The organism is Pseudomonas sp. RA_105y_Pfl2_P56 (genome assembly GCF_963970845.1).
Classification (GTDB): Bacteria; Pseudomonadota; Gammaproteobacteria; order Pseudomonadales; family Pseudomonadaceae; genus Aquipseudomonas; species Aquipseudomonas baetica_A.
In genome coordinates this window covers 170741-184454 of the sequence record NZ_CAXAPL010000004.1, presented here as the reverse complement: position 1 = coordinate 184454, position 13714 = coordinate 170741, and the positions used below count along the sequence as shown (strand labels likewise).

Genomic DNA, 13714 nt, shown 5'->3' with positions numbered 1-13714 from the left:
GCCCTCAGTGCGCGAGCGTCGATTCGTGGCGCAGCTTGTCGCCGGCCGGGTTGACCGCCTCACGCAGAAAACCGACGCCTGTGCGCCGGTCGAGGCGGAACAAGGTGTTGGTGACATAGACGTCCTCGCGCACGCCCACCACTTCCACCACTTCGCTGACGCAGCGCCGACCATCGGGCAGGCGCGTCAGTTGAATCACCACATCCAGCGCGGCGCAGATCATCTGGCGCAGGGTGCGCTCGGCGATGGCGCGGCCGGTCAGGCCCACCAGGGTTTCCAGGCGCAGCAAGGCATCCTGGGCATTGTTGGCGTGCACGGTACTCATGGAGCCGTCGTGACCGGTGTTCATCGCCGTCAGTACATCAACCACTTCGACGCCTCGGATCTCGCCCAGGATGATCCGGTCGGGACGCATCCGCAGGGCGTTGCGGATCAGGTCGCTGGCCTTGACCTCGCCATGGCCCTCGGCATTCGGTGGCCGGGTTTCCAGACGCACGACATGCGGGTGGCCAAGTTGTAATTCGGCGACATCTTCAATGGTCACGAGGCGTTCGCTGGGGTTGATCAACTGGCTGAGAATGTTCAGTAGCGTGGTTTTGCCCGTACCGGTGCCGCCGCTGATGAGAATGTTGCAGCGCTTGCCCACCGCCTCCTGAATGAAATCGTAGATCGCCTGATCGATGGTTTGCATGGCCATCAGGTCAGTGCTTTTGAGCATGTCCTTGCGAAATTTGCGGATCGACAGGCACGGGCCGTCGAGGGCAATCGGCGGGATGATGGCGTTGACCCGGCTGCCATCGGGCAGGCGCGCATCGACCATCGGTGACGACTCGTCCAGACGCCGACCGAGCGGCGCCAGGATGCGCTGCATCACGCGTTCGACGTGGTGGGCATCGATGAAACGCAGGTCACTGAGGTGCAGCAGGCCATCGCGTTCGATAAACACTTTGTGCGGGCCGTTGACCAGAATCTCCGTCACCGAACTGTCGCGCAGCAGCACTTCGAGCGGGCCGAAGCCGGTCAGTTCATCAACGATTTCTTCGGCCAGACGCTCCATTTCATAACGGGAAATCGCCAGGTGCAGGCGTGCGATGTATTCGGCGACTTTGTCGATGACGAATTGCGCCAGCACCTGCCGCGAGCCCTCCAGCAGGTTTTTCCCGGACTCTTCGATGGCGTCGATGATGTAGCGGTGCAGCACCAGTTTCAGGCCATCGTGATCGGTATTACCGGTCGCCTGGCGCTGTGGGCCGCCGAACAATTGCTCGCCGTTCATGAGGTGCCTCGCAAGCGGTCGAACCAGGTGACCTTCGGTTTGGCCAGGCCTTCAGAGCGTTTGGCCAGGCACTCACCGAGGGTGCGCAGGCTTTGGCTGAGGGCTTCACGCGGCGCCAGTTCGAACAGGGTCACGCCTTGATTTTTGGCGTTCAGGCGCAGTTCCGGGCTGTAGGCGAGCACGGCGATCACTTCCAGGCCGAAGGTTTTGCCCAGTGCCTCTGAGTCGGGCGCAACGTTGCGCAGGTAGCGATCCACCAGCAAGCGGCCGTGGTCGAGTTTCACGCCTTTCTCGCGCCACTGGTTCAGCACCGCCAGATTGCGCCGGCAGTCGAGCACGTTCTGGTCGGTGTACCACAGCAACTTGTCGCAATGGCTGACAAAGGTGCGCAGCGCTTCGCTGTCAGGCTGGCCGGTGAGGTTGACCACGATGTGCTGGAAGTGTTGGCGCAAGGCGCTGAGCAACATGTACAGCTCCGCAGTGCTGGTGCGCTCCAGCGGCTCATCGGCAGGGGCATAGGCGAGAATGCGCAGACCGGCTTCGGTGCTGGTGAAGGCGCTGTCGATCAGGGTCGCGTCGAGGCGTCGCAAGTGGCGCAACGCATCGCCGAAATGGAAGGAACTCTCCAGCCCCAGCAAGGCCAGACTGTCACCGTGGGGCAGCCCCAGATCCAGCAACAGGGTTTGTTGACCACTCTTGTGCACCACCAGCGCCATATGGTTGGCCAGCAGTGCGCCGTCCGCATCGCTTTGCACACCGTAGAGCACCGTCAGCCCACCCAACGGGGTGTTCGGCGTCACCGCCGGCAGACGTTTACTCAGGCGCCGCACCAGCCCGGCGACTTCGCTGGAACGTGAGCCGTAGGCAACAAAGTCTCGCGCGCCGGCCCGCATGGCATTGAGTACAAGCTGATTGTCCATGCCGTCACCGAGGGCGACGATGGCGAGCATCGGTTTGGCTTCCAGAACGCCTTCGATCAACGCGCTCTGGGCCACCAGATGTTCGGGGTCGAGCCCGACGAAGACGAGGCTGGCGCAGGTGACGTCGACCAGCGCCAGCAGTTCATCAAGACTGCCGCCACCGGCACTGACCACCTGCCCCAGCGGTGCTAGCGCGCCTTGCAGCCACTCAAGATCGGTGTCGTTACGGGTGATGGCGAGGAAGGTCTGATTCAGGCTCTGGCTCATTGCGATAATCCGCTGCGTTTATCGAAGTTGCCGTTTTCAAGGAAGTACAGGCGATACCAGTTGGGGTCGTAGTTGCGCAGTTTTTCCCCGGGCAGCGAAGGCAGTGGTGCATTGACCGCCAGGGGTTGAACCAGGTGCGGGGTGACGATCATCAGCAGTTCACGCTCCTCGCGGTTGATCGATGAATTGCGGAAAAACGCGCCGATCACCGGAATGTCACCCAGCCCTGGAAATTTGCTCACCTGGGAAGCATTTTGCGTGCTGATCAAGCCGCTGATCACGAAGCTCTCGCCGTCGGCCAGCGAGATGCTGGTATCGGTGCGGCGGATAGTGAAGGCCGGCACCGTGGTGCCGCCGATGGTCACGCCATTGTTGTAGTCCAGTTCACTGACTTCCGGGGCGACCTTGAGCGCGATGCGGTCACGGCTGACCACGGTCGGGGTCAGCGTCAGACGGATGCCGAATTCCTTGTATTCGATGGAATAGCTGTTGCTGTTGGCACTGGGCACCGGGATCGGGATTTCGCCGCCGGCCAGAAAACTCGCGCTCTGACCGCTCAACGCCACCAGGCTGGGTCGCGCCAGGGTGTAGGCGAAACCGCTGCCCTCCAATGCATTGACGATGCCGAGAAATTTACTGCTGCCGCCGCCCCAGACAATGTTGAACATGTCGTTGGCCAAGGGAATGTTCGGCGCAGTGATCGGCACCGTACCCGGCCTGACTCCGGTGCCGGGCACCGTGCCCGGAGTGCCGAACAGGAAGTTGTTCGAACCCTTGCCGTAAATCGAAGTGCCGGCCTCTTTGAGTTTGGTACGGCTGACTTCAACAAAACGTATGTCGGTCTGCACCTGCGAGGGCAAGGTCGGATCATCCGTGGCCGGCAGGGAAACGGTCTTCATCGCTGCACTGGCCTTACCTTGCACGAACACCATGCTTTGCCGTGGAGCACTGGCGCAGGCCGTCCAGATCATCAGCGTGGTTGCGCCGGGCCCAACGCCTGTGAGCAACACGGCCTTATCGCCGGTGGCACGCACGTCGGCGATTTTCGGATCGCCTACAGCGACCCGCGTGATCGCCACCGGCGATTGCAACGCCTGCTGCAAACCTTCGCCGACTTCCAGCACCGAGGGCAATGGCCCCAGCGCGGCGCAATTGCCGGTGGCGGCGACGGCGCTGCCGATCGAGGTGACACTCAGCAGCGAGGCCCAGAGCAAACCGTTGAACAGAGGCGTAAAGCGTATGCGCATGTAAAGGCGTCCTTGCTCGATTCAGGGTGTGGTTTGGGCGGTTTCAGCACCGCGGATGACTTCAACGGTGGGTTTGCGTGGGCCGGGCTGGCCGGCCACGGCCATGGGTTTGGGCGGCGGGGCCTGGGACAGTTGACTGAACTCGATCAGTTCGCGGCGAGGCGTGTCGAGCTGGGTAGCGACATTGTTTTCGCCCGCCCAGTATTTCGCCAGTTGCTGCTCATCGGCGCTGCGCACGGCCAGGCGCAAGACACCAGCGCTGGACGCCAGCATCAAGCGGCTGGCCAGCGTCTCTGGCACGGCCAGCAGCACGCTGCGGGCGGCCAGGCGCTGTTGTTCCTGTTTGAGTCGCTCCTCATCACTGCGTGCGGGATCTGCAGGCTGGCCGTCGTTGGTCAGGCCCAACTGGTTGCCGACGCCGAGCACACGCACCGCCGACACCACTTGTTGTGCCGAGGGCTGTGGATTGTTTTCGTCCTTGCGCAGAAACAGCAGCACGTCGACGTAATCGCCGGGGGCCAATTGCCCGCCGGCGTTGATGACTTCGTCCACCGCCACCGCCACCGCCCGTTCGCCGGGGCGGATCATGCGGGCCAGTGAGCTGCCGGATTCGAAGCTTTCGTCACTCAGCCAACTGCCGGCGCTCAAGTGCCGCCAAGGCGCACGGCCGATGACTTGATTGACATTGCCCAGGCTGCCGGCAGGCGCAGTGCGCAGTTTTTCCACGGCTACGTCGGCGGCGGTGATGTTCACGAACGGCGGGATGTCTCGCAGCAGTACGACGACGGGCTGACGCATCGGGTCTTCCACAGGTTCGGTTTTGACGGCTGACGGCACCACAGGCTCAGTGGCGGGGGTAGCGACCGGTTCAGCGACCGGTGCCCGGCTCAAGGTAAGCCCCCAATATCCGGCAATGATGGCCCCCGCCAGTAACAACCCGGCCAGACCCAGAGTGACGCGACTGTTCATGACGGCTCTCCCTTTCCCGCATCGCTTTGTCTCTCATGCAATGTCCCGTGAATTCCAACGAGATAACTTCGCAATCAGGCAGCTATGAACAAGTAACTATTTCGCTATTTAACCGTAGCGCAGGCAGAACAAAACGCCATTACGAAGTGGGAAATATCCAGCAAAAGTAGAGGTCTAAGGCGCCAAATGTGGTTTTCTGCCGTTAAACGGCGCCCTACTACTTAGGTGTTAATCCGTTCTTACAGTTGAAGGGGTGGCAATTGCCAACAATGCTGAGGGTGGCACAGGGAAATCATGTTGCGAACGCGCAACACCTGGTGTGCCCCAAGGAGAATGCTTATGTCGTATTCCAAGGTTGCTCAAAAAATCAAATCTCATCTCGCCCTCTACAAAGGCTTGGGCAAAGACACTGAAGGCGCGTCCGCCATCGAGTACGCGCTGGTCGTCGGCCTGGTGGCGCTGGTGATTGCCGCATTCGGGACGGGCATAGGGACTCAAGTCACGGCGATTCTGACCTCTATCCAGACCGCGCTGGGCGGATAACTTGTAAACGCGCCCATTGGGTTCTACCGTCAGCACTCAGTCCATTGCAGGTGTTGCCCATGAACTCTCCATACTCCCCGCGCCAGCAGTTGCTCCTCGTCGACGATGAAGAAGACGCACTGCTGGAGCTGGCAGAGTTGCTGGAGGGTGAAGGCTTCACCTGTCATACCGCCACGTCGGTGAAGCTGGCCCTGCACCATCTGACCCGCCACCCGGATATCGCCCTGGTGATCACTGATCTGCGCATGCCCGAAGAAAGTGGCATGTCGCTGATCAAGCGGCTACGTGAACACACCTCACGCCAGCATCTGCCGGTGATCGTCACGTCCGGGCATGCGGACATGGAGGATGTCAGCGATATGCTGCGCCTGCAGGTGCTGGACCTGTTCCGTAAACCGATCTATCACGTACGGTTGCTGGAAACCCTGGACAACCTGTTTCCCAAGTCCAAAGCCCACATCGTTTGAGGTAGCTGACCCCGCATAACACCGGGGTCAGAGGGGATCAATGCGCAGTCACCCGATGACGCATACCCGAATTGCTCGGCGACAACGCCAGCGCCAATTGGGTGCGATTGTGCATGTGTGTCAGGCGCAAGACCTGCGAGACATAGAGCTTGACCGTGTTCTCGGTAATCCCCAGTTCACAGGCAATCTGATAGTTGGTCTGGCCCTTGCCGACCAACCGTGCGACATCGATCTGGCGGGGCGACAACTGATTGAAGATTTCCGGTATCTCCACCCCCTCGCCATCACCCGACGCCTCTTCACTCACCGTCGAAGGCCCGCGGCGTACTTTGTCGAGGTCCTGGTAAAGATCGTCGATCGACTCGGACAGGTATTGCAGCTTTTGATTGAGGTGGCCCAGCTGCAGGGTTTTCTGCCGTTCCCGCAATGCCGCTTCCTGACGCTGCAAACCTTCGAGCAGTTCGTCCAGGTCAATGGGCTTTTGGTAGTAATCGGCAATGCCGGCACGCAAGGCCTTGATCACGTCCTGCTTGTCGGCGCGCCCGGTCAGCATGATGGCCTCGAAGACCCGATGTTTACCCGACAACCGCTGCAGTTCCTGCACCAGTTCAATGCCGTCCATGTCCGGCATGTGCAGGTCGCACAGCACCAGGCCAATGGCGGTGTCCTCGGTGAATTGTTCAATGGCCTGCTTGCTCGACTCGCAAGGCACACATCGGTAGCCACTGCTCTCGATGAATTCGCAGAGTTCCTCGACAATCAGCGGTTGATCGTCGACCACCAGCACCTTTACAACAGATGTAAGCTCGTTCACATGCCACTCCATGCTCGGGCCAAAGGCTGACCGTTCCTGTACTTACAGTACGCTGCCGTACAAACACTGATTTGAAAGTAGACCCACTTTCCGACTATGTACATAGCAGTAGTGGCAAGGCGCGACTAATGGAGCCACAACAAGGTGAGAATTGACCCTGCCAGCACGAACGGTGCAAATGGCAGCTTTTTTGACGCTTCAGGCCTCATATATCGAAGACGTTCTCTAAGCCTTTGACTCATATGCAACCAGAGCCTTGGCGCCAACAGGACCCAGAGTGCACTGGCAAGCGCTGCGCCGATAAACACGCCGAGCAAGTGAGCACCGTCCGTCGCAACGCCAAAGGCTGTCATTAGTTTCACATCGCCTGCGCCAAAACGTTTCAGCGCATAACCGGGAAGGGTGAACGCCAGGGCCAGCAGCACCGCCCAGGCTCCTTGAACCGGTTCGGCGCCGAGCCAAGTGTTGCCGGTCGTCAGTAGATAAACGGTGGCCAACCCTCCAACACCCAAAGTCAGGCCGTTACCGATATGCCGTTGTCGGGCATCCTGCGCCGCGCAAAGTGTCAGCCAGATCAGTAGGACAAAGCTGTGCATGCGGTAAAAAACGTCCCTTTTGGCTGAATGATTCTATGCTGATATTAAGCAGTGAATGTCAGGGTAGACGCACTCATGAAATCCAGCCTCCCCCGCAAGCAAAAAGGCGCTGTCGCCATCGAATTCGCCTTGGTGTTCATCGTGTTCTTCGCCGTGTTTTATGGCTTGGTCAGCTACAGCCTGCCGCTGTTGCTGATGCAGTCGTTCAATGAGTCCACTGCCGAGGCCGTGCGCCGTAGCGTGGCGCTGGATCCGGCCTCTGCCGATTACTCAACCACCGTCATCACCACGGCCCGTACCGAGCTGACCCGCCAATTGGCTTGGCTGCCCGGCGCATTGAATTTCGATGCGGCCACCGACAGCAACATCACCTATGTCGGCGGCGTGCTGACGGTGACGGTCAACTACCCCACCGCCAAGCTCAATCAGGCGCTGCCGTTTCTGGTGCTGCCCGGCATCGGTTCGGTGCCGCGTCTGCCAGTGACATTGAGCGCGTCTTCGAGCCTGCAATTTTGAGTTCCGGTGACAAGCTGTTCGCTCGCCTGCTCAATCGACAACCCGAGACGCCACAGCCTCTGGACAGCCCTGTGGTGCCGAGTGTCGGCCTGCAGCTGTATCTGGACGGCGAAGGCCACGTCAATCATTTGAGCGGCCCCTTGCGCCATGTGCTGGCGCAGCGGATGTCCGGCCCCCAGCCCGCGCATCTGCTGGAGTATGTGTTGCCCTACAGCAGCCTGGCGATAGAAGGTCGCCCCGCCGACTGGCAAGGACAATTGCTCGACCTCGATTTTTTCAGCCAGAACGGTGCACCGCTGCACTTGCGCGGCTGGGTGCAGGCCCAGGGCGATGGCTGGCTTTTGCAGTTGCTGGACATCGGTGACTTGCTGGGTGAGCGGCTTCAGGCGCGCAATCGTGAGCAATGCCAGTGGCTGGCCACGCAGATGCGCGATCAGTTGCGTTTGTGCAGCCTTGCGCGCCTGCCCGATGTGCTTGGCGAACAACTGCAACGCTTGAGCCAGCAGTTGCACATTCCATGTCTGGCAGTGGCCCTGCTCGATGAGCAAGGCCTGGGTTGGCAGATTCATCAGCACTACGCCGCGCCAGATGCACCGCAGATGTGGCATGACCAGCAACGATTGGGGACCGGGCTCGACAGCCTCAACGGTGCGTTACCACAACGCTTGCTGGCCAGCGAACAACCACGCCTGAGTGCGCTGTTCGGTCTCGACGAAAGCTTCGCCGTGCCTTACCGCGATGCCCAAGGTGTGGCGGCGTGGTTGCTTTGCGCAGGCTACAACGCGAAGCAACAGGCGCCGGACCTGAACGATCACGACTGGCTGCTGTTGGCCGCTGCCGTCGCCGCCCCTCTGCTGGAGCGCCTGCGCGAGCATCACCATCACCAGCAACTGGAGCGCCTGGAGATTCTGCAAGCATTGCTCGGTACGGGTTGGTGGGAGATGACCCACGACGGCAGCGAAATACAGTTGGCCCCGGCACTGGCTGCCAGCCTGGGTGTGACGCTTGAACGGTTGCCGATTCAGGAATGGTTCGCCCCTGTGCATCCTGCCGACCGCGATGAGCTGCGCAGTCGCCTGCAAGCCTTGCGGGATGAGGGCGCTCCGCTGGAAGTATGCGTGCGCCTGCAACGCAGCGATCAACCGCAGCCGCTGTGGTATCGCCTGCAAGGTCGCTCTTTGGGCATCGGCGCCGAGCGAAGGCTGGTGGGTTTCATGCTCGACATCAGCGACATCAAGAATCAACAGCAACAGGCCGCCGCCGCCCATGCACGCCTGGACAATCTGATCGCCAGCGCCCCCGCCGTGATCTACGTGCAACGCTACGTCGAGGGGGCGCTGCAACCAACCTTCTTCAGCGCCAGCCTGCAACCCTTGCTGGGCTGGACGCTGACCGACTGTGACGATGGCCGACTGGTGGAACACATACACCCCGAAGACCGTCCTCGCTATTTCGAACGCACGCGGCAGTTGCTGCGCGAAGGCTCGGTGAGCACGCGATATCGGATGCTCGACCGCCAAGGCAACGCACACTGGCTGCTCGACGAAGCCAAACTGCTGCGCGACGACTTGGGCCTGCCGGTCGAGGCCGTGGGTTTATGGCTGGACGTCACCGAAGCGACCCTCGCCGCCGAGCAAATCAAGACCAGCGAAGAGCGCTACCGGATGCTGGTGGAAGATTCCCCAGCGATGATTTGCCGCTATCGCCCGGACTTGACCCTGACCTTCGGCAACCGGCCCTTGGCGACTTATCTGGAATGCACAGCGGAGCAGTTGCCCGGGGTAAATCTGGGCAACTGGATGTCGGACGAACAGCGCCAGGCGTTCGTCCAGCGCCTGGCACAACTGACCCCGCAACTGCCAGTGAGCACCGCCGAGATCAATCTGCGCCTGCCCGGCCGCGAACACGCGTGGTGGGTCTGGTCGGATCGCGGGGTATTCGATGAACACGGGCAACTGATCGAGGTACAAGCCGTGGGTCGCGACAACACCGAGGTGCGCCGCTCGCAACAACAACTGACCCAGAGCGCGAAAATGGCCACCCTCGGCGAAATGGCCACCGGCCTGGCCCACGAGATCAACCAGCCGCTGAATGTGATGCGCATGGCCATCGTCAATGTGCTCAAGCGCTTGAACAATGGCGACGCGCAGATCGACTACCTGACCGACAAGCTCAATCGCATCGACGCCCAGGTTCAAAGGGCAGCGCGGGTGGTGGATCACATGCGCGTGTTCGGGCGCCGCTCGGAAATCGAACAGCATCCGTTCAACCCTCTCGACGCCATTGAAGGCACGTTGTCGCTATTGTCCGAGGGCTTGCGCGGTAAAGGCGTCGAGTTGCGTATCAAAGAGGCCGGTTTTGAAGTCCAGGTGCGCGGTTACGTCGATCAACTTGAGCAGGTGCTGATCAATCTGATGGTCAACGCCCGCGACGCCTTGCTCGGCAAACGCGAGGCTGACCGCGACTTCCAGCCATGGATCGCGGTCTATGCCGAGTGCGATGAGCATGTGGTGCGGCTGTGGGTCGAGGACAACGGTGGCGGTATTGACCCGCGCTTGATTGAACGGATTTTCGAACCGTTTTTCACCACCAAACCGGTCGGCGTCGGCACCGGCCTGGGGTTGTCGGTCAGCTACGGCATCGTCGACAACATGGGCGGACGCCTGAGCGTGCGCAATGGTGACGAGGGCGCGCGGTTTTGTATCGAACTGCCGATGGCCGAGGACGATCAGATCACCAGATAGGCCTTGCCGGTCTGGCCACAGGTCATATTGGCGCCGACATCGACAGCCATCAGGTTGATGCCAAGACTATTTAGCAAGTTGTTGAGCAACGGATCGAGCAGCGGGCTCAACAGGTTGGTGATCAGCGGTTGGAGAATGCTGGCGACATCACTTATCGAACTGGCAACGCCAGTAACGATGGCACCAAACGGGTTACCGCCTTGCGGCTTATAAACAATCAGATTAATACCGGCCAGAGTGCTCGCCAGGCTACCGACAACATTGCTGGAGGGCGTGGCGGACAACGTGCTCGGCGGCAGTTTAAGGTTGGCCGGTATTGGGAAAGGTGTAGTGCTGGAATAAAGCAGATCTTGAGTACTGCCCGCCACGCTGGTGCTGGCCATGATCGCGATGCCGCCGGCGCCATACTGAACATGGGTGCTGGCATCACAACTGCCGATCCCCAGAATCTTGTGGCAGGTCACAATGCCGAGGTCGATCAACGGCAAAGGCGTAACCGTGGGTTCGGCGGCCGATGAAAAGGCATTGGTCGGATCGATTTTGCCGACCTTGAGATCAGCAATAGACGTGGTGGTATGAGCCGTCAGGCTCTTGGTGCCGCTGGTGCCGGTTGGGCATGTGTAGTCAGTGACGTAGCTGGTGGCGCCACCGGCATCCAGGCTGATATCGATTTGGGGCGACGGCAACAATTTCGGATCCAGTTGCTGACAACCGGCACCCAGCAGGCAAGCGGCCGAGTTGAGCGTAGCGACCAGGTTCAGACTCAGCAGTGAATTGAGAGTCGGGGTCAAAGTACCGACCAGCCCCAGCACTGCGTTGCTCAGCCCGCTCACACCAGTCAGCACCGGCAGATTCACTGACAGCATCGTGCGGATCTGCGCAGTGCGAACATAAATCCGGTCAGGCCCGGTGGGGTTGATCTTGGCCAACGCCGGATTGCCGATGGCGGAAAACTGCGGCGGCTCGATCACTTTGACCCGCACCGTGACATTCGCCAGCCCAAGCACGCTGATTGGCAATGTCGCAGCCACCGCGCTTTTGCTGTTCGCCAGTTGCACGACGCCCTGAATCAGCTGCAGCAACTGCACGTCGGCATCCAGCCCGGCCGATGTGGTGCCGGTCTGCAGTTGTAAAATGTCTCCCAGTTTGACGGGGGCGGCACTGAGCGCCGCCGCTTGCAGGTTGCCTAGAGCGGTAATCACTTCGGCAGTCGCACCATTGGCCTGAACTACGGTCGCAGCGGCCTGAATCAGCTGGGTCACCGAGGCTTGGGTGTTGAGTAGCTGGGTGTAATCGCCGGCGGCCACATTAAGGTTGATCGCCAGTTGGTCCAGGTATTTGAGCAGATTGATGTCCGTGTGGAGCAACCCGTCCCAGCCGAGTAACGTCAGGTTGACGTTGCCTCCGAGCAACCCCGAAAACACTGGGTTCAGAATATTCGATCGCGCTGTGTTGATACTGCCCAGCGTACTGCGGATGCTCAATTGGGCAACCGGTGGCTGTGGCTGGGCAGCAACGGCAGAAGCACGAAGTACGGTGTTGAGGCTGACCGACGCCCCACTGAACAACGCATACACAGCATTGGCAAAACTGGTGGCTACGGTGTGACTGGCGGCGACTTTGATGGCGGTCGCCTGGGTTGCACTGACGGTGAAGGTACGCAGACCGGTTGGCCCGGTAAGCAGAGTGCCGCAGGTCGTCGCCAGAGTGTTACTGGCATTGACGGCGAAGCCATTGCGCACGGCGCTTTGCCCGGCGTAACTGGCAGCGGTCAGACCGGACTGACAACTACCACCGCGACTCACGGCCTCAAGCGCCGCGGTGTCGACGACTCGCTGCAGCTTGCGCTGTTCCATGTACAGCCGACCGCTGTCGACCACCACCAGCATCAACACCAGCGCCAACCCCAGGGTCAGCGCCGCCATCAAACCGATTGCCCCCCGCTGCCGGGCCGGACCATTGAACTGCGAACGAGGCGACATGCCGCACTCCTTTGCCGGCGCACTGCCGAGCGCTACCTCCATTGATGGAGTTGAGTGTAGACGGGGCTGAGCGAGACGGCTGGCAGAACGCCACGTCACCTGACGACGAACCCTGTGGGATGGCGTCAACCTGAGGATGGGTTAGCGCGGTGGATAGTTCGCCAGAATCCGGCCGACCGTTTCTCGAACCGCAGCGCTGCGATCCGCCGGGTTGGGGGTGCTGCTGAGCATGCGCTCATCGCTGCCGCGCCACACCAGTTTGCCGTCCTTGCCATCGAGCAGGTCGATCTGGAGGGTCGCGACCTTGTAGGTGATGTTGCGCGTTTCGTTGTACATCGGCGCGCCCCAGTAACCATTCCACGGCCCACCCCAACCGCCGCCATAGTTGGTCGTCACTTGCTGCTGACGATCCTCGACGATCAGGTAAGTCTGCACACTCAAATCACCCTTGGCGCCGGCCGCGGCCGGGCGCAAGCCGCGCTGATCGAGTTGATCGGCGACCGCTTGGCGAATGCGTTGTTCGGTCAGGTCGCTCCTGATCCGAGGGTCATCGGGGCGGTATTGCAGGGCGGGCTCTTTCCAGCTCCAACTGCGATACGCGGCAAAGTCGCGGCTGGCATCGAAATCATGATTGACCGGGTTGGCGGCGCAGGCGCTGAGCAGCGCGGCCATGGCCAGTAAAACGAGACGGCGGAACATGGAATTTCTCCGGTTGAAGACATGAACCTGCGACAGCGCCCCCATTGCTGAGCGCTAACTCGGAGGATACGCCGACAAGGCTTTTTCCACAGCCTCGCGAATGGCATCGGTGCGATCGATCTGGCTGCCCTTGTCCGCCGTTTCGGCGCTGGCACTCCAGACCGGTTGACCGGTGCCGGCATCGAACAAGTCGACCTGCACCACCACTACCTGCTCTTGATAAGTGCGCACGATGGGCACCGTGTTGTACATCCCGTAACCGCGACCATAACGGTCATAGCCGCCGTATCCACCGTAGTAACCGCTGTTGTCCTGCACCTGGCGCAGGCGGGTTTGCAGGCTCAGACGGGCGCTGACCAACAGGTCGGCCGGGCGGTTGTCATGCAACGGGCGCAAGCCGCGCTGGTCCAGCCCATTGCTGACCGCTTCAGCCACTTGCGCCGAATCGGCCCACGCGGTGCCGGGTGGCAATTGTCCGTTGAGCCACGCCCAACTGCGATAACGCCCGTAATCGCGTGGTGGCGCCGGGTAGGCGCTGCGATCAAAGGTGTTGGCCGCTTGCGGCGGCGCGGGCGGCAAGGGTAGCGACTGCGCCACATAGGGGTTGTTGCCCTGGCAGGCGGCCAACCCCAGACACATCAGCAATAACCCGCATTGAGCGTTCATTTCAGGCT

13 protein-coding genes are annotated in these 13714 nt (G+C 60.9%); 4 read left to right on the top strand and 9 right to left on the bottom strand.

All coding sequences use genetic code 11. From position 1 onward, the window contains the following. Nucleotides 1–4: 4 nt before the first annotated feature. The 4 genes from AACY11_RS04840 to cpaB are packed head-to-tail and all read right to left on the bottom strand — an operon-like array spanning nucleotide 5 to nucleotide 4679. Nucleotides 5–1276: a CpaF family protein gene (locus AACY11_RS04840; protein WP_339431871.1), complete on the bottom strand. Its 1272-nt coding sequence runs from the start codon at nucleotides 1274–1276 to the stop codon at nucleotides 5–7. After that, nucleotides 1273–2463, bottom strand: coding sequence for a pilus assembly protein (locus AACY11_RS04835; protein ID WP_339431870.1), 1191 nt, complete (start codon nucleotides 2461–2463; stop codon nucleotides 1273–1275). Before AACY11_RS04835 ends, AACY11_RS04840 begins: the two co-directional genes overlap by 4 nt. Further along, the gene (locus tag AACY11_RS04830; protein WP_339431869.1) at nucleotides 2460–3710 is read right to left on the bottom strand and encodes a type II and III secretion system protein family protein; all 1251 of its coding nucleotides are present in this window, start codon (nucleotides 3708–3710) and stop codon (nucleotides 2460–2462) included. Before AACY11_RS04830 ends, AACY11_RS04835 begins: the two co-directional genes overlap by 4 nt. A 21-nt stretch (nucleotides 3711–3731) precedes the next feature. Continuing rightward, entirely contained in the window at nucleotides 3732–4679 is a 948-nt protein-coding gene (cpaB, locus tag AACY11_RS04825) for a Flp pilus assembly protein CpaB (RefSeq protein WP_339493994.1), read from the bottom strand. A gap of 339 nt (nucleotides 4680–5018) precedes the next feature. On the opposite strand from cpaB, the gene AACY11_RS04820 reads away from it, so the two are divergent. Together AACY11_RS04820 and AACY11_RS04815 are read left to right on the top strand one after the other, a co-directional pair. After that, nucleotides 5019–5222, top strand: coding sequence for a Flp family type IVb pilin (locus AACY11_RS04820; RefSeq protein ID WP_339493993.1), 204 nt, complete (start codon nucleotides 5019–5021; stop codon nucleotides 5220–5222). A gap of 59 nt (nucleotides 5223–5281) precedes the next feature. Continuing rightward, complete coding sequence (locus tag AACY11_RS04815; protein WP_339431866.1) at nucleotides 5282–5689, top strand: response regulator; 408 nt, start codon at nucleotides 5282–5284, stop codon at nucleotides 5687–5689. A gap of 37 nt (nucleotides 5690–5726) precedes the next feature. On the opposite strand, the gene AACY11_RS04810 is transcribed toward AACY11_RS04815, so the two are convergent. Together AACY11_RS04810 and AACY11_RS04805 are read right to left on the bottom strand one after the other, a co-directional pair. Beyond that, entirely contained in the window at nucleotides 5727–6503 is a 777-nt protein-coding gene (locus AACY11_RS04810; RefSeq protein WP_339431865.1) for a response regulator transcription factor, read from the bottom strand. A gap of 125 nt (nucleotides 6504–6628) precedes the next feature. After that, nucleotides 6629–7099, bottom strand: coding sequence for an A24 family peptidase (locus AACY11_RS04805; protein WP_339431864.1), 471 nt, complete (start codon nucleotides 7097–7099; stop codon nucleotides 6629–6631). A 75-nt stretch (nucleotides 7100–7174) separates the two neighbouring features. On the opposite strand from AACY11_RS04805, the gene AACY11_RS04800 reads away from it, so the two are divergent. After that, nucleotides 7175–7615, top strand: a complete 441-nt coding sequence (locus tag AACY11_RS04800) for a TadE/TadG family type IV pilus assembly protein (protein ID WP_339431863.1) — start codon at nucleotides 7175–7177, stop codon at nucleotides 7613–7615. Then, nucleotides 7612–10359 carry a PAS domain-containing sensor histidine kinase gene (locus AACY11_RS04795; protein WP_339493991.1) on the top strand — a complete coding sequence of 916 codons (2748 nt, stop codon included), beginning with the start codon at nucleotides 7612–7614 and terminating at the stop codon, nucleotides 10357–10359. The genes AACY11_RS04800 and AACY11_RS04795 overlap by 4 nt, the downstream gene beginning before the upstream one ends. Here AACY11_RS04795 and AACY11_RS04790 read toward each other — a convergent pair. The 3 genes from AACY11_RS04790 to AACY11_RS04780 form a co-directional block, all read right to left on the bottom strand. Further along, nucleotides 10344–12341, bottom strand: coding sequence for a pilus assembly protein TadG-related protein (locus tag AACY11_RS04790; RefSeq protein ID WP_339493990.1), 1998 nt, complete (start codon nucleotides 12339–12341; stop codon nucleotides 10344–10346). The two genes, AACY11_RS04795 and AACY11_RS04790, sit on opposite strands and share 16 nt — an antisense overlap. Before the next feature lie 141 nt (nucleotides 12342–12482). Continuing rightward, nucleotides 12483–13040, bottom strand: a complete 558-nt coding sequence (locus AACY11_RS04785; protein ID WP_339431860.1) for a DUF4136 domain-containing protein — start codon at nucleotides 13038–13040, stop codon at nucleotides 12483–12485. A gap of 54 nt (nucleotides 13041–13094) precedes the next feature. Further along, entirely contained in the window at nucleotides 13095–13706 is a 612-nt protein-coding gene (locus tag AACY11_RS04780; protein WP_339431859.1) for a DUF4136 domain-containing protein, read from the bottom strand. Between the last annotated feature and the right edge of the window lie 8 nt (nucleotides 13707–13714).